This is a genomic window from Acidovorax sp. LjRoot194 (assembly GCF_964253015.1).
In the GTDB taxonomy this organism is placed as follows: Bacteria; Pseudomonadota; Gammaproteobacteria; order Burkholderiales; family Burkholderiaceae_C; genus Acidovorax.
The window spans coordinates 4,719,970-4,736,692 of the sequence record NZ_CAXUQB020000001.1; the positions used below are offsets into that span (position 1 = coordinate 4,719,970).

The window sequence follows — 16,723 nt, forward strand, 5'->3', positions numbered from 1 at the left end:
ACCACCGTCGCCAACGGACGGACGGCCACGCTGTCGATGCCGACCAGTCTACCGACCCTGCCGGTGCCCCACGCTCAAAAGCCGGCATGCATACCGGTGCAACGCGCGACCCGCACCACCCGCAGCGCATGCCACTGGCGCGGCCACAGCCAGTGCCCCCGCGCAAGGGCCGCCCCGGGCGCGGGCACGGGCGCGAGCGCGGATGCGGCGCTTCGCTTGTGTGCTCTGAACATCCCCCTCCAGAATCGCGCAGCGAATCTAGAGAGGCGGGAGACGCGCGCAGCGCTTCAGCGGGTGCTATTGCGCTTCAGGACTTGCCCTTGCGCTGCAGGCCTTCCAGGGCATTCAAGTCCACTTGCGACATGTAGCCCTGCAGTTCCTTCACGCCCACCTTATCGCCTTCGAGGCTGACCACCAGGCCGTTCTTCAGGATGGCCTTGAACTCCGCATGGCTGCCGTCCTTCTGGTAGCGCGTGTGCAGCGTGCGGCCGCCTTCCTGCCAGGTCTTTTCAGCGCTGGACGGGTCTTCCTTTTCGCCCTGGGCCATGCCCATCGCCATCGCGGCCATCTGGCCCAGGCCGCCCACGTCCACGATCTCCAGGCGCACCTGCTTGTCATCGCTGCCGTACTGCGCACGGGCCTGGCTGGTGGGCAGGCCCAGCGCTGCGCCGTCCTGCACGTCAAAACCCGTGCGGGGCAGGCCCGCCAGCTTCTCGGGCAGCGCGGCCTTGAGCGACTGCGCGGCCACCACCTGGCCGCCGCCCAGGGCGCCCGCAGCCGCCGCGGCCGCCTGTTGGCCCGCGGCAGCGATGGCGGCCGGGTCCTGGCTCTTTTGCGCTTCTTCCATCTTGCGCGCGGCCTCTTCCATCTTCTTGCCCGCGGCCTCCAGCCCGGCCGTGTCGATAGACACTTTGCCGCCCGCGGTCTCCATGGTGATGGCAGAGCCTGCAGCACCGCCCATCAACGACCCGCCGCGCGGCATGAAGATGGAGCTGACCGCACCGATGATCACGCCCACCACGATCGCCGCCACGATGACCACCACGGTGTAGACCACCGATTTTTCGGGCAGGTTCTTCATCAGCACCGGCAGGCCGGTGTAGAGCAGGTAGATGGAATACAGCGAAGCCACCAGCATCAACACGGACAGCGAGGGCAGCAGGCTGAAAATGCCGCCCAGCAGCGCCGCCGTGCTGGCGTACACCGCCACTTTCTGGGCCTGAATGGGGTTCTTCTGCCCGCCAAACGTGGGGGCCAGCGCATCGATGATCAGCCCCAGCACGAAGATCCCCACGAGGCTGAGCACGTACGACACCACCATGTTCACCAGCCCGGAGACGAAGGGCACGCGGATGGTGACGCCAAACCCGCCGAACCCGATCAGCGACATGCCGATGAACCCGCACACCGCCGGAATGGCCGCCAGGATCATCGCGTAGCGGGTGAACAGCGTGGCGACGTCGGTAGGCTCCGTGTCGATGGCGACCCAGGTCTCCTTGGGTTGCAAAAGAATGCTCTTGGCGCGTTCGATCAGGTTCATGGTGCCCTCCCGGCAGTGACAGGCCTGCAAAGGCTGCAGGCTGGCGAAAGATGCGGACGATACGGGGAAACGGCGTGTATGGGGCCGGTGTGTAGCAGCCCCCGCGGCTGTAACCGTGGAATATGCACGGTTTTGGGGAGCGAGGCCAGTGGCTGCTTTCGGGAAGGGTGCCCACTGTCGACTCAGGGCCCTGAGCAGTCCTTCAGTGACCTGCATTCTTGCAGACATTGCGGGTTAATTGAGCCGACTCGCTTTGCATTGGTCACCGGTTTGCGAGCATCCAAGATGGCTACTTCACGCTCAGTTCAAATTAGGCTCATTTTCTGCACACGAAAGGCTCCTACTATGCCTTTTATGCCAAATCTCAAGCCACTATCTCGTGCCCAATCTGCACTGGCTATCTTTGGTGCTGTCGTGTGTGCCAACGCAACCCTGTGGGGCGTGCTGGGTGCCAATCTAACAAGGGGAATTTATCCAGCAGACGCTGATTCGATAAGCATCCCTATCAGTTTCGCGTTAATGGACTCAATGTTCATACTACTTTTTGGAATTTCGGGAGCCCTGTTGCCCCAACGACGGGTTGGATGGCGCATTGCGAACTGCCTGTTGCTGGTAGTCGCAAGCTTACTTGGCATGGTGTTGGCCTACCGTTGGCTCTATCCAAATCACTATCTGGCAGGGTCGGCATTTGTTCTTGTACCTATCGCGTGCGTGCTATCACTTTGGAAGCCATCAAACACGACACAGCCTTGGTAGTACAACTTGGCGTCCTCATTAATGGCCGCTATTGGCCGATCCCAGTCATCGGTTCAGGCCGCTTTTCCAAACCATTCAGCCGGTACTCCCGCGCAGCGCAGGAGAGTCAAAACACAACCCATTCAAGTCCCGAAATTCTCACCCCGTCTGCCGCAGCGTATCCACCGTGCCGTGCAAATTCTGCGTCCACACGCGGCGGTCGCGCCCCTCGGGCTGCTGGATCTCGCCGTAGTGCACCACCGCCTCAATCGGCGGCGCGCTCAGCGTGCGCCAGATGGAGCCGATCAGCGTCTCGTCGCCGATATAGCTGGGCGCAAAGCTCGTCGCACCCGTCGCCTTGTCGGCAAAGCGCAGGCCCACCGGTTGCACCGGCGCCTGGGCGGCGACGGCGGCCTGGATGAGGTTGGCGTGGAAGGGCAGCATGTCGCGGCCATCGCCCGTGGTGCCTTCGGGGAACACGGCCAGCACCTCGCCGCGCCCAAGTGCGTCCTGCATGGACTTGACCATGCGCAGCGCGTCGCGGCGCGAGCTGCGCTCGATGTACAGGGTGCCGGCCGCGGTGGCCAGGGTGCCGATCAGCGGCCAGCCCTTGACGTCGGACTTGGACACGAAGCGGCAGTGCCGCCCTGCGTGCATCACCGGAATGTCGAGCCACGAGATGTGGTTGGCCACCAGCATCACCGGCCCCGCCACCGGCGGCTGGCCCACGACGCGCAGGCTGATGCCCAGCCGGGCCAGCAGCTGCAGCGACCACGCCTGCACATGCGCGTGCTGCTGGTCCTCGGACAGTGCCGGAAAGCGCAGCGCCACGATCCACAGCCCCTTGGCAATGTGGCCCAGCAGACGCAGCAAGCGCCAGCCGGCGCGCAGATGCCTCATGCCAATGGTCCGTATCGATCCATCCGTACGGACCGGCCCTGCAGCGGTCGCCCAATCAGCATGCCCGGCACGACTGGCATGAATGGCGCGGCCGACGCCCGTTCCACCATGGAACCGGCTTTCCCGGGCCAAGGGTGGCGTCCCCTTGGGTACATGGCGTGAAGCGGCACAGGGGGGCTACCGATCAAACGCGACTTGTCCGCCCACGAGCGTCATGCGCACGCGGCCCGGCAGCTCGTAGCCGGAGAACGGGGTGTGCTTGCCCTGGCTGCGCAGCGCGTTGCCCTGCACGACCCAGGCGGCGCCGGGGTCCAGGATGCACAGGTCGCCCACGCCGCCCTCCACGATCTGGCCCACGCTGGCCTGCAGCGTGCCCAGGGCGGAGCCCAGCACGCGGGCGGGCTCGGAGGTGACCACGGCCAGCGCGCGCGCGAGCGGCACGCCGTTGTCCTGCGACCACTTGAGCGCCAGCGACAGCAGCAGCTCCAGGCCGGTGGCGCCGGGCTCGGCTTCGGCGAACGGCAGGGTCTTGGCGTCTTCGTCGACCGGGGTGTGGTCGGACACCAGCGCATCGATGGTGCCGTCCAGCAGGGCGGCGTTCAGTGCATCGCGGTCGCGCTGCTGGCGCAGCGGCGGTGACAGGCGCGCGCGGCTGTCGAAGAAGCCGATGTCCGCGTCGGTGAGGTGCAGCGAGTTGATGCTGACGTCGGCCGTGACCTTCAGGCCGTCGGCCTTGGCGCGGCGCAGCAGCTCCACGCCGGCTGCGCTGCTGATGCGGCACAGGTGCACATGCGCGCCGGTGGTCTTGAGCAATTCGAAGATGGTGTGCAGCGCGATCGTCTCGGCCGCCACGGGCACGCCCGAGAGGCCCAGGCGGGTGGCCAGCGGGCCGCTGGCGGCCACGCCCTTGCCCAGATGCATCTCCTGCGGGCGCAGCCACACGGTGTAGCCGTAGGTGGCCGCGTACTGCAGCGCGCGCTGCAGCACCTGCGTGCTGGCCAGCGGCACCTCGGCCTGGCCGAAGCCCACGCAGCCGGACTCGGTCAGCTCGGCCATTTCGGTCAGCACTTCGCCCGCGAGGTTGCGGGTGAGCGCGCCCAGCGGGAACAGCCGCGACTGGTGCAGCTTCTCGGCGCGGAACTTGAGCATCTCCACCAGCCCCGGCTCGTCGAGCACGGGGTCGGTATCGGGCGGGCACACCAGGCTGGTCACGCCCCCGGCCACGGCGGCGGCCATCTCGGATTCGAGCATGCCTTCGTGCTCATACCCCGGCTCGCGCAAGCGCGCCGCCAGGTCCACCAGCCCAGGCAGCACGATGCAGCCCGCCGCATCGATCACCCGGTTGGGCGCAAACTCGGGCGGCACGCGGTTCACCCCCACGATGCGCCCCGCCGCCAGCGCAATGTCACAGGTCTGGTCGAACCCCGAGGCAGGGTCGATCACACGGCCGTTCTGGATCAGGATTTTCATGATTTCAAGCCAAATGGGCCGCTACCGCCTGATGGACAAGCGCCAGCAGCTACAAAAAACATAGCAAATGCATTACATGCAACCATGCCCGCCATCGCATGCACCGCAGCAGTCCCAACGCCAGTGCCCCCGTGGAACCGGCTTCGCCGGGCCACCGGGGGCGTCCCCCCTTGGGGGGAAGACGCGAAGCGGCTCAGGGGGGTCACGCTTCATTTCCGGCAACGATGGACATGACCGCCATGCGCACCGCAATGCCAAAAGTGACTTGCGGCAGGATCACGCTCTGCTTGCCGTCCACCACGGCGGAGTCGATCTCCACGCCGCGGTTGATGGGCCCCGGGTGCATCACGATGGCGTCGGGCTTGGCCAGTTGCAGGCGCTCCTGCGTGAGGCCGAAGCTCTTGAAGTACTCCTGGCTGGACGGCAGCAGCGCGCCGCTCATGCGCTCGTTCTGCAGGCGCAGCGTGATGATCACGTCGGCGTCCTTGATGCCTTCTTCGAGCGTGTGGCACACGCGCACGCCCATCTGCGACATGTCGGACGGCACCAGGGTGCGCGGGCCCACCACGCGCACCTCGGGGCAGCCCAGAGTGGTCAGGCCGTGGATGTCCGAGCGCGCCACGCGCGAGTGCAGCACGTCGCCCACGATGGCCACGGTGAGGTTGCTGAAGTCTTTTTTGTAGTGCCGGATGGTGTACATGTCCAGCAGCCCCTGCGTGGGGTGGGCATGCCGGCCGTCGCCCGCGTTGATCACGTGCACATGCGGTGCCACGTGCTGGGCAATCAGGTACGGCGCGCCGGACTCGCTGTGCCGCACCACGAACAAATCGGCCGCCATGGCCGAGAGGTTAGCGATGGTGTCCAGCAGCGACTCGCCCTTGCTGGCCGAGCTGCGCGCGATGTCCAGGTTGATCACGTCGGCCGACAAGCGCTTGGCCGCGATCTCGAATGTGGTGCGCGTGCGCGTGCTGTTCTCGAAAAACAGGTTGAACACGCTCTTGCCGCGCAGCAGCGGCACCTTCTTGACCTCGCGGTCGTTGACGCTGACGAAGTTGGCCGCCGTGTCGAGGATGTGCGTGACGATGTCGCGCGGCAGCCCTTCGATGGACAGCAGGTGGATGAGTTCGCCGTTGCCGTTGAGTTGGGGGTTGCGCTTCTTCAGCACGGTCAGGCCTCTTTGACTTGGAAGTGGAAGGTGCCGCTGTCGTCCCGCGCCAGGGCCAGCGACTGCGATGCGGGCAGCGCCACGCGCGCGGCGGCGAAGTCGGCCTGCACCGGCAGCTCGCGCCCGCCGCGGTCCACCAGCACGGCCAGGCGCACGCTGGCGGGGCGGCCGTAGTCGAACAATTCGTTGAGCACGGCGCGGATGGTGCGCCCGGTGTAGAGCACGTCGTCGAGCACCAGCACATCGGCGCCGTTCACGTCGAACGGCAGCGTGGTCTGCGCGCTGGCGGCCAGGCCGCGCTGGGCGAAGTCGTCGCGGTGCATGGCCGACGACAGCACGCCGGCGGGGCCTTCGAGGCCCAGGTCCTTTTGCAGGCGCTCGGCCAGCCAGGCACCGCCGGAGGCGATGCCCACCAGGCGCGTGGTGCCGGTGTGCATGCTGCGCACGCCGCGCAGCAACTCGCGGTACAGGGCCTCGGCATCGAGCACGAGGCTCCCCGCGATGGAGGGGGTCGGGGTGGTCATGGGAGGGTCCTCAAAAACTGTTCCAGGATGATGCAGGCCGAGGCGGCATCGGCGTCCTTGGCGCCACCGGCGATGGCTTCGGTGGTGCTGTAGCGCTCGTCCACCTCGAACACCGAAAGGCCGAAGCGTCCGCGCAGCTGGCGGCCGAACTTGAGCGCGCGCGCGGTGTTCTCGTGGCTGGCGCCGTCGGGGTGGTAGGGCACGCCGATCACCAGGGCGTCGGGCTGCCATTCCTTGATGCGCTCGGCCACATGGGCAAAGCGGGCGTCGCCCTCGGCCTGGATGGTGCGCTGGGGTGTCGCGCTGCGAAGCATGCGGTTGCCGGTGGCTACGCCCGTTCGCTTGAGGCCGAAGTCAAAAGCTAAAAAGGTCTGGAAATGCGCGGGAACGGCGGGTTGCTCGGGGGGCTCGTGGTGAACGGGCGCAACGGTCATGCGTGCCCCGCCTCGGGCGACAGCATCCAGGCCTTGAGGCCCAGCAGCGCCAGGGCCCGGTCGTAGCGCTCGGGCACGGGGGTGTCGAAGATCACCGACAGGTCGGCCGCCACGGTGAGCCAGGCATTCTCGGCCAGCTCGGTCTCGAGCTGCCCTTCGCCCCAGGACGAATAGCCCAGCGTGATCAGCACGCGGCGGGGGCCCGCACCGGTGGACAGGGCTTCGAGCACGTCTTTGGAAGTGGTCATCTCCAGGCCGCCCGGAATGGTCATGGTGGAGGCGTACACGGATTCATCCGCCTCGGCACTCTCGAACAGCATGGGCTCGTGCAGCACGAAGCCGCGCTCGGTCTGTACCGGGCCGCCCTGGAACACGGGCTCTTGGGTCAGGTCTTCGCGCCGCAAGGACAGGTCGACCTTGTCGAACAGGCCCTTCAGGGTGATGTCGGTGGGCTTGTTGATGATGAGGCCCAGCGCACCGCGTTCGCTGTGCTCGCACAGGTAGACCACACTGCGCGCGAAAGACTCATCCTCCAGGCCGGGCATCGCGATCAGGAAGTGATGCGTCAGGTTGATGGGCGCAGAATCGGAGGACATTCCGCAATTTTAACGGTGAACATGCAGCCCCCTTCGGCGCCCTCCTATTCAAGCGGGCTGGTCTGGTTTCGGCGCGATCTGCGCACCGAGGACCAAGCCGCCCTGTACCACGCCCTCACCCAGTGCCAGCAGGTGCACTGCGCCTTTGTCTTCGACACCGATATCCTCGATGTGCTGCCCCGCGCGGACCGGCGGGTGGAGTTCATCCGCGAGACGCTGGTGGAGCTGGATGCCGCCCTGCGCGCCCTGTCAGGGCACGATCACGGCGGGCTCATCGCGGTGCACCACGCCGCGGCAGCCGATGCGGTGCCGGACCTGGCGGCCGCGCTGGACGTGCAGGCCGTGTTCACCAACCACGACGACGAACCGCAGGCCATCGAGCGGGACGGCACCGTCCGCACCCGGCTGGCGGCCCAGGGCCGCGCGCTGCACACCTTCAAGGACCACACGGTCTTCGAACGCAGCGAGGTGATGACGCAGGCGGGGCACCCGTACAGCGTGTTCACGCCGTACAAGAACGCGTGGCTCAAGAAGGTGGATGCGTTCTACCTGAGCAGCTACCCGGCGGAGCGGCATGCCGCGCGGCTGGCACCCCGGCCTGCGGGCCACCGCAGGCCCGTGCCCACGCTGGCGGCACTGGGCTTCGAGCCCGCGGGCCTGGCGCAGTTGAAGATCCCCACCGGCAGCCAGGGCGCCCACCAGTTGCTGGCCGACTTTGTGGAGCGCATCGACAAGTATGAGGACACGCGCAACTTCCCGGCGGTCAAGGGCCCGAGCTACCTGAGCGTGCACCTGCGCTTTGGCACCATATCGCCCCGCCTGCTGGCCCGCACCGCCCACGAGCGCGCCAGACAAGGCAGCCCCGGCGCTGCCACCTGGCTGAGCGAGCTGATCTGGCGCGACTTTTATTTTCAGATCCTGTACCACCACCCCCACGTGGTGAACGATAGCTTCAAGCCCGCCTACGATGCCATCGCGTGGGAGACGGGGCCCGAGGCCGATGCCTTGTTCGCGGCCTGGTGCGAGGGCCGCACCGGCTACCCGCTGGTGGACGCCGCCATGGCGCAGATCAACCAGACGGGCTACATGCACAACCGGCTGCGCATGGTGGTGGCCAGCTTTCTGGTCAAGGACCTGGGGCTGGACTGGCGCCGGGGCGAGGCCTACTTTGCGCTGCAGCTGAACGACTTCGACCTGTCGGCCAACAACGGCGGCTGGCAGTGGGCCAGCTCGAGCGGCTGCGATGCGCAGCCCTACTTTCGCATCTTCAACCCGGTGAGCCAAAGCGAGAAGTTCGACCCCGACGGCAAGTTCATCCGCCGCTACCTGCCCCAGCTGGCCGGGTTGCCGAACGCGGCGCTGCATGCCCCCTGGAAGGCCAAGCCTCTGGAGCTGCAGAGTGCCGGTGTGCAACTGGGGGGCAACTACCCCCTGCCCATCGTGGACCATGACACCGCGCGGCAGCAGACGCTGGAGCGGTATGCGGTGGTGAAGGCCAGCGCCTGAGCTTGACCTTCGTACCGAGGGGCGGTCGATGATGCAACACCATTCGGGCTGAGCCTGTCGAAGCCTTGCGCGGCGCTTCCTCGGGCCCGCCCCCAAGCCCCGTCCTGAGCTCGTGGAATGCTCAGCAGGGACGGGTTCTTGTATTTTCTGGAGGCAAACAGGTATCCGCCACATGGCTCAGACGGGCGGCATGTTCTCACGCATGCTCATCCCCGCCACCGTCAGCGATCCCCCCGCCGCGAGCCGCAGCTTGAGCGACAGGTCGGTGCGGTTGTCCGCATGGGCAATCGCCTCCTCGGCGCTGATCGCGCCGGACTCGGCCAGCGCGAAGAGTGACTGGTCGAAGCTGCACATACCCTGCTCCACGCCCCGGCTGATGGCAGTCTTGAGCTCGTCGACCTGCCCTTTCTGGATGAGGTCGGCCACGTAGGGCGTGAGCAGCATGACCTCGGTAGCAGGCACCAGGCGCGCCGACACGCCTTTGATGAGCCGCTGCGCAATCACCGCCCGCAGGTTCAGCGAAAGGTCCATCTGCAGCTGTTTGTGCGCATGCTCCGGAAAGAAATTGAGGATGCGCTGCACCGCCTGGTTGGCGTTGTGCGCATGCAGGGTGGACACGCACAGGTGCCCCGACTCGGCATAGTGCAGCGCATGCTGCATCGTGGCACGGTCGCGGATCTCGCCGATCATGATCACGTTGGGAGCCTCGCGCATCGCGCGGCGCAAGGCCTCGTCGTAAGAGCGTGTGTCGATACCGACCTCGCGCTGCGTGATCAGCGATTTCTTGTGCGGGTGCAGGTACTCGATCGGGTCTTCGATGGTGAGGATGTGCCCGGACGCGTTGGTGTTGCGGTGGTCGAGCAGCGCGGCCAGCGTGGTGGTTTTGCCCGAGCCTGCAGAGCCCACCGTCAGCACCAGGCCGCCCTTGAGGAAGGCCAGCTCCTTGAGCACCTTGGGCAGGCCCAGCTCGTCCAGGCTGGCAATCCGGGAGGCCACATGGCGAATCACCATGCCCACCTGGCCGCGCTGCAGGTGCACGTTGACCCGAAAGCGATCGCCTTCTGCCGTCGCGTACGAGAAGTCGCACTCCATCGTGCTTTCGAACTCATGGCGCTGCGCCTTGCCCATGATCGAATAGGCCATGGTGCGGATGTCCTGCGCTGGCAGCACCTGCTGGCTGATGGGCAGGAAGTCCCCCTGCCGCTTGACGGTGGGCGGTGCCCCCGCCAGCAGGAAAAGGTCTGACGCCCTTTCGCGGGCGACCAGGGCCAGGCAGGCCAGCAGCCGGCTGTCGCCGAACGGTGCGGGCGGGTTGGGCTCGATCAGGACATCGGACTCTGGGGGCATGGCACGCTCAAAAAAAAGGGCGCCTCCAGGGCGCCCGTTGCAGGAACTGTGTGAGAACCGGGCATGCAGCTCCTTCAGGGGGCCGCATGCCGCGGCACACATTCATTCGTCTAACTTCTGTCGTCTATCTATCGTATCTATCGTCAATCGATCCAGACACTGCTCCTGCAGTACCGTGGTCAAGCCTCGGCGGCCGCGGCCTCCAGGCGCGCGTAGTGCTGGATCAGGCTCAGCAGTTCCTCGTCCGAGTACGGCTTGCCCAGGTAGTGGTTCACGCCCAGCTCCATCGCATGCTCGCGGTGCTTTTCGGCGATCCGCGAGGTGATCATGATGATGGGCAGGTCCCGCAGTGCACCGTCGGCCCGGATGTTGCGCGCCAGGTCGAAGCCGTCCATGCGCGGCATTTCGATGTCGGACAGCACCACGGTCGGCCGCTCTTCCTGCAAGCGTTCGAGCGCCTGCAGGCCGTCGGCCGCCAGGGACACGCGATAGCCTTCGCGCTGCAGCAGGCGCTGCGTGACGCGGCGCACCGTGATCGAGTCGTCCACCACCAGCACCAGCGGCACTTGGCTCGGTCCTGCCAGTTGGGGGAGCACCACTGCCTTGCCGGCGCCCGCGCCGCCAGCTTCAGAAGCGGGTGGCAGGCCGACGCTGGCCGCACGCACCTGGTCGCCATACACCGTGGACAGCGCCACGGGGTTGTAGATCAGCACCACGGCGCCCGATGCCAGCACCGACATACCGGCCAGGCCAGGCAGACGGGACAGCTGCGGCCCGAGGTTCTTCACCACGACTTCCTGGTTGCCCAGCACTTCGTCCACGTGCATCGCGATGCGCTGTGCAGCGCTTCGGAAGATCACGACAGGGCGGGTCTTGCCAGCAGGCTCGTAGCTGCGGGCCGAGGCCTGCAGCAGCGCGCCGGACCAGAAGAACGGCAGCTTTTCGGTGCCGTCATCGAAGGTGCCGGTCCGGTAGGCTTCTTCCAGGTCCTGCAATGACGTGCGGCGCACGATCTCGACCACGCTGGCGGGTACGCCAACGGACAGATCGCCCGCACGCAGCATCACCACCTGCGTCACCGCCGTGGTCAGGGGCAGCACCATGCGGAACGCAGCGCCCTTGCCCGCTTCGGTCGAGGTTTCGATGCGGCCACCCAGCGCGTTGATCTCGGCGCGCACCACGTCCATCCCGATGCCACGGCCCGACAGGCCGGTCACTTCAGACGCCGTGGAGAACCCGGGCATGAAGATCAAGTTGGCGGCATCGGCGTCGCTCAGTTCGACACCGGCTTCCACGATGCCTTGCGCCAGCGCCTTCTCGCGGATGCGGGGCAGGTTCAGGCCTGCACCGTCGTCGCGGAACTCGACCGACACGTCGTTGCCTTCGTGGTGCAAATCCACCGTGATGGTGCCGGAAGCAGGCTTGCCTGCCGCCGTGCGCACCTGCGGGTCTTCGATGCCGTGGGCGACGCAATTGCGCAGCAAGTGTTCGAACGCCGGCGTCATGCGGTCCAGCACGCCGCGGTCCATTTCGATGGAGCCGCCGGTGATATCGAGCTTGATCTGCTTGCCGGTCTCCTTGGAGGCCTGGCGCACCACGGCGTACAGGCGTTCGGCAATGCCTTCGAACTCCACCATGCGGGTGCGCAGCAGGTCGCGCTGCAGCTCGCGGGCCTGGCGGCCCTGGGCGATCAGATCGTCTTCGGCGCCTTCCATGGCGCGCTGCAGGTTGCGCTGCACGGTGGCCACGTCGTTCACCGACTCGGCCATCATGCGCGTGAGTTCCTGCACGCGGGTGAAGCGGTCGAACTCCAGCGGGTCGAACCCGGCGGCGGAGTCCTTGGACAGCGCCAGGCGCGATTGCATCTGCGACTCTGCCTGCACTTCGATGTCGCGCAGTTGCTGGCGCAGCCTGTCCAGGTTGCCCGACAGATCGGTGAGAGAACTGCGGAACTGGCCCAGGCGGACGTCCAGGCGCGAGCGGCTGATCATCACCTCGCCGGCCTGGTTGACCAGGCGGTCCAGCAACTGGGCACGCACGCGCACCGACTGGTTCGTCGCCACGCGCAGGGGCGCCAGCTGGGACGGTCCGGGCATGCGGGCAGCGGTAGCGCCCGCAGGGGTAGCCGGCGATGGAGCCGACGTTGCGGCCGCCGCATCTGCAGACGGTGCTGCAGCCGGAGCGCCGGCGCGCGCAGCGTCCACGGGCAGCGCCACCACGGTGTCGCCAGCGTTCTGGCCGATGGCGCGCAGTGCCTCGAAGTTGGCCTGCAAGCCGTCGAAACTGCCTTGCAAAGGCTCGATCTGGTCGGACGTGACGGTCTCGGCATCGAGGTGTTCGATCGCCGATTCCAGCCTGTGCGCCATTTCGCCCAGGCGCATGGCGCCTGCCAGGCGCGAGCTGCCCTTGAGGGTGTGCAAGGCACGGAGCACCTCGCTGCGTGCGCCCAGGTTGTCGGGGCGGGAGGCCCACTGGCGCAGTGCACCACCCAGCTGGGGCAGCAGTTCTGCGGCTTCTTCCTCGAAGATCGGGAACAGGTCTGGGTCGATGACGTCGATGGCGTCGATGTCGTCGTCCACGTCGGATGCCATGGCCACGGCGTGGGCGATGGCGTCGTCCACCAACTGGTCCTGGTCGTGCACCACCACCGACAGCGCGGGGGCCACATGGCCTTGGGGCACGATCAGCGGCGCAGGCTCGAGTGTCGACTCGGCAAACGCTTCGGGCTCTTCAGGCAGCTCGGGCGCGGCGGGCTCCGCAGCAGCAACCACAGCTGCTGCGGGTTCTGCTGGCGCTGCGGGTGCCGGTTCTGCAAACTCGTTGGCGTACGCGTCCAGCAAGTCGTCTTCGGGAGGCGTGAGGGTGTTTTCGACCTCGGTCTCCAGAATCTGGCGCAGCTGTTCGAGCACCTCCTGGCTGGGCTCCTTCAGGAATCCGGCCGCGAACTGGTGCAGCAGGCGGCGGATGTCGTCGGCCGCAGCCATGAACGCCTGGGCCTGCTCCTCGGTGCCGCCAGACTGGAACTGCACGTGCTGCAGTGCATGTTCCAGCGTGCGGGCCATTTCGGACAGACCCGTGAAACCCACCGTGGCCGAACTGCCCGCGAGCGAGTGCGACAGCGCCACGGCGTTGTCGGGCAGCGGCTCGTGCAGCTCCAGCGCCCACTCCTGCAGGCTGGTCACCAGACGGCGCGACCACTCGTCGGCTTCGTTCAGGTACACGTTGTACAGCGGGATCGGAATGCGCAGCGTGTCGATGACCTTCACGGCGTCATCGTTGGCGGAATCGTCCAGCTGCAGGGGTTCGTCCAGATCGGCCGAGACTGGAAGTGGAGCTGATGGCTCCGCTGCCGCAGTGAGCTCCGCATCGGCCGCGTCTTCTGCGGCGTACGAAGCCACCGGGGCATCCACGCGCGCATCCGGCAACTCGGCAGTTGCAGAAGCCACGGGCTCCGGCTCGCCGGCATCCAGCAATTTTTCCAGTTCTGCAAATTCCTGCGCTTCCAGGAATTCGACCTCTTCCACCGATTCGAGCGGCGGCAACGCAGGCGCTGCATCCGCCTCTTGCACGGCACCTTCGGCGGTTGGCTCGGAGTCCAGCGACAGATAGCCGTCAGCCACAGGCTCTGCGGCGGCCACGGGTTCGAGGTCTGGCAGTTCGAGGTCCAGCACGAAATCGACGCTGGACGTATCGACTGCAGCGGGCACTTCGGCAGGCGAGGCTTCGTTCAGCGCAGCACTGAAGACCGAGAAGTCGATGTCCTCGGCCACTTCCGGCACCGCAGCGATCTCGTCGGGACCGTGCTCTGCGATCTCGGTGGCCTCAAAGTCGGGAATGGTGAATTCTTCTTCACCTGCGGCAGGTACTTCTGCGACCACAGGCTCGGGCAACACGGGAGGCAACTCTGCCACCAGGGGCTCGACTTCCGGAGCGGCCAGTTCGGGCGCCTCGGCCACCAGCTCGGGTTCGGCAGCGGCGGGCACCGAGGCCGCGACTCCATCGGCCGACGGGGGTGCCAGCGGCAGCAAGGTGCCATCCAGGCGCATCGCGTCAGCAGACTTGCGGAAGGCCTCTGGGTCCCAGCCAGCATCGCGTCCTGCCGCGATGTCGTCTGCCCAGCGGCTGAAGGCCTGCAAGGAATCAGCCGACAGCGTGAGCAATTCGGGCTGCATCGGCTTTTGCTCTGCCAGCCAGGCATTGAGCAGTTGCTCCATCGACCAGGCGGCTTCGCCGAAGTCGTTGAGGCCGACCATGCGCGAGCTGCCCTTGAGCGTGTGGAACGCACGACGCAGCGTGGTCTGCTCGCTCAGGTTGCCAGGTTCATCGCGGAGCAGGTCGATCGCGGCCAGACCGTTGACGACCACTTCGCGCGCTTCCTCGAGGAAGACCTCGAGGAGTTCTTCTTCGATGGCAGGCGCTGCGCGCAGGTTGATGAAAGGGGCCGGCGTGGCAGCTGGTGCCGCAGCGTTTGCGCCCAGGTCCAGCGCGTCGAAAGAGATTTCGGGCGCCAGGGATGGTGCATCGGACGGCGCCGCGACTGGGGCCGCAGCGGGGAAATCCGGCAGTTCCTGCAAGGAGCCGAAATCGGTCGGTGCGCTGATGGGTTCCTGCACCGGAAAGCGTGGCAGCACGTCGGGCACCGGGATCGCAGAGCGCTCTTCCAGCTTGGCGGGAGACTCTTCCACCGCGTCCGATGCGCGGGGGCGTGTCTTGCCCATCAGGATGCGCAGCTCGCCCAGTTCTTCGTCGTACACGAACAGCTTGCGCGCCATGGTGCGCTGGTAGCTGAGCATGTCGATCAGGAAACCCAAAGCGCCCAGGCTGTTGCCCAGCTTCTCGAAGACGCCCTGGCGCTCGGCCTCGGGCACTTCGTTGATCAGCAGGCGCTCTACCATGTCGCGCATGCGCACGACGGCCAACGAGGCCTGGTCCAGGCCCAGCACCGACAGCACGCCGCGCATTTGCGCGAGGTGACCCGGCACCGCGGCCAGAACGGCCGTGTCTTGCGGATTGCGGAAGAACTGGTCCAGCGCCTTTTCGGCTTCGCCGAGGGTGGCACGCAACTCGTCTACCACGCTGCCCATGGTCTGGTTGTCGCTGACCCTGCGGTATAGCTCTTCCATCCATTGTTCGAGGGGCTCAGGCTGTGCGCCTGCGCCCACTGCATCCAGGCGCTCCGCCAGGCGGGTCGCGCGCACTTCCATCTGTTCGTCGCCAGCGTCCAGTTCTTCGAACGCGGCCTGCAGGTACAGCACCGAGGTCGCGACCTCCATGGCCAGGGCGGCCGAAGGCGGCTCGCCCGAGCGGGTGGTGGATTCGACCACGCGCGTCAGGGCCAGGGCGAGGTTCTCGCTGCCTGGGTGCAGCTTGCGCAGGGAGTCGCAGACGAGGCTGAACTGGTCCGCTGCAGGCTTGAGCTTGTTGCGGTCTCCGCCCGCGAGGCCCGACCAGGTTTCCGTGGCCGCGGCAATGCGCTTTCTGGCCTGGGTCAACACGGCAGGGTCGAAGCGGCCGAAGCGGGGGGTGTCGTAATCGACCGGCTTGAAACGGTCGAGCGAAAACGCCTGGCGCACGGCGCGCAGCGAAGGCACGTCGTCCAGAGTGCCTTCGGCCGGCTTGGCCTGCGAGCAGAAGAACAGCAGGTCTTGCACCAAACGGTCGGCGATGGTGGTGTCGCCCTTGGCCAGCGTGGCGTACTGCATCAGCACGCGCGACGCGACGCGCTTCACATACACATCGGGGGGCAACAGGCCGGTGCCGAACGCTTCGAAGAAGCCGGCACAGATCTTCCAGAAGGCGCGCGACTGGCGGTCCGGCTGAGCTGCGACAAACCCGAGGCAGGTGTCGCGCAGGCTGATGGCCGCCTTGAGGTCACCCGACTTGACGATGCGCAGCACCGCGGAATCCAGGCGTGCACGGGCTTCCGGGCCGTAGGGAAGCGGGGGCACGGACACCGTGCCTTCCGGCTCGCGAAAGCGGCGCTCCACGGGCCACAGGTCGGCAGGGTGCACACGGTCGGCCCCGGCCAGTGCCTGGGCATCGCGGTACTGCGGAAACAGCGACACGGGCGAGGCAGGCTTGCCCGCCAGCACCGTTTCCAGGTATTCGATCAGCGCAAAACTGGCGCGCTCGATCACCGCAGCGGCTTCGTCGCTGCAGGTTTCAGGGCGCTGCACGAACTTCTGGACAGCAGACTCCATCGAGCGCAGCACCAACGCCGGTGGGCCCATGCCCACCATTTCAAGCGCACCGCACGCCTGGTGCAGTTGCTGGCGCGCTATGCGCAGAGACCCGGCGTCCAGCGCGGCCAGATCCGACTCCCTGGCCACTTCGGCGTCGCGCACGAAGCGGCGCATGGCCTTGACCGCACCGTCCAGCGATTTGCGCAGTTCGTCCAGCACCCAGGCCAAGGGACCCAGGTCCTGGTCCCCTTGGGACCAGTCTGCGGCCGGTGCATTGTTGACATCCATAGATGACATGTATTCGTCCCCGGCCGCTATGAGCCA

General features: G+C 66.7%; 10 protein-coding genes. 1 reads left to right on the forward strand and 9 read right to left on the reverse strand.

Annotated features, from left to right (window positions below; all coding sequences use genetic code 11):
* Nucleotides 1–307: 307 nt before the first annotated feature.
* From ACSQ3N_RS21435 to ACSQ3N_RS21465, 7 genes are all read right to left on the reverse strand, one after another.
* On the reverse strand, nucleotides 308–1,540 hold the full coding sequence (locus tag ACSQ3N_RS21435) for a Yip1 family protein (RefSeq protein ID WP_056167528.1): 1,233 nt from the start codon (nucleotides 1,538–1,540) through the stop codon (nucleotides 308–310).
* Between the two features lie 894 nt (nucleotides 1,541–2,434).
* The gene (locus ACSQ3N_RS21440) at nucleotides 2,435–3,175 is read right to left on the reverse strand and encodes a lysophospholipid acyltransferase family protein (RefSeq protein ID WP_056167525.1); all 741 of its coding nucleotides are present in this window, start codon (nucleotides 3,173–3,175) and stop codon (nucleotides 2,435–2,437) included.
* Between the two features lie 177 nt (nucleotides 3,176–3,352).
* A complete protein-coding gene (locus tag ACSQ3N_RS21445) occupies nucleotides 3,353–4,645 on the reverse strand; it encodes a dihydroorotase (protein ID WP_056167523.1) in 1,293 nt (430 codons plus the stop codon).
* Between the two features lie 202 nt (nucleotides 4,646–4,847).
* Nucleotides 4,848–5,810 (reverse strand): aspartate carbamoyltransferase catalytic subunit, encoded by a 963-nt coding sequence (locus ACSQ3N_RS21450; protein ID WP_056167520.1) that lies wholly within the window; start codon nucleotides 5,808–5,810, stop codon nucleotides 4,848–4,850.
* 2 nt (nucleotides 5,811–5,812) lie between these two features.
* A complete protein-coding gene (pyrR, locus tag ACSQ3N_RS21455) occupies nucleotides 5,813–6,334 on the reverse strand; it encodes a bifunctional pyr operon transcriptional regulator/uracil phosphoribosyltransferase PyrR (protein ID WP_056417728.1) in 522 nt (173 codons plus the stop codon).
* Nucleotides 6,331–6,768 (reverse strand): Holliday junction resolvase RuvX, encoded by a 438-nt coding sequence (ruvX, locus tag ACSQ3N_RS21460; RefSeq protein ID WP_056167514.1) that lies wholly within the window; start codon nucleotides 6,766–6,768, stop codon nucleotides 6,331–6,333. Before ruvX ends, pyrR begins: the two co-directional genes overlap by 4 nt.
* Nucleotides 6,765–7,364, reverse strand: coding sequence for a YqgE/AlgH family protein (locus ACSQ3N_RS21465; protein ID WP_056167512.1), 600 nt, complete (start codon nucleotides 7,362–7,364; stop codon nucleotides 6,765–6,767). Before ACSQ3N_RS21465 ends, ruvX begins: the two co-directional genes overlap by 4 nt.
* Before the next feature lie 21 nt (nucleotides 7,365–7,385).
* Here ACSQ3N_RS21465 and ACSQ3N_RS21470 point away from each other — a divergent pair, with 21 nt between their 5' ends.
* Entirely contained in the window at nucleotides 7,386–8,870 is a 1,485-nt protein-coding gene (locus ACSQ3N_RS21470) for a cryptochrome/photolyase family protein (RefSeq protein ID WP_436147996.1), read from the forward strand.
* A 177-nt stretch (nucleotides 8,871–9,047) separates the two neighbouring features.
* Here the strand turns inward: ACSQ3N_RS21470 and ACSQ3N_RS21475 are convergent, their stop codons facing one another.
* Entirely contained in the window at nucleotides 9,048–10,217 is a 1,170-nt protein-coding gene (locus ACSQ3N_RS21475; RefSeq protein ID WP_436147406.1) for a PilT/PilU family type 4a pilus ATPase, read from the reverse strand.
* 179 nt (nucleotides 10,218–10,396) lie between these two features.
* Complete coding sequence (locus ACSQ3N_RS21480) at nucleotides 10,397–16,696, reverse strand: Hpt domain-containing protein (protein WP_436147407.1); 6,300 nt, start codon at nucleotides 16,694–16,696, stop codon at nucleotides 10,397–10,399.
* Nucleotides 16,697–16,723: the final 27 nt, after the last annotated feature.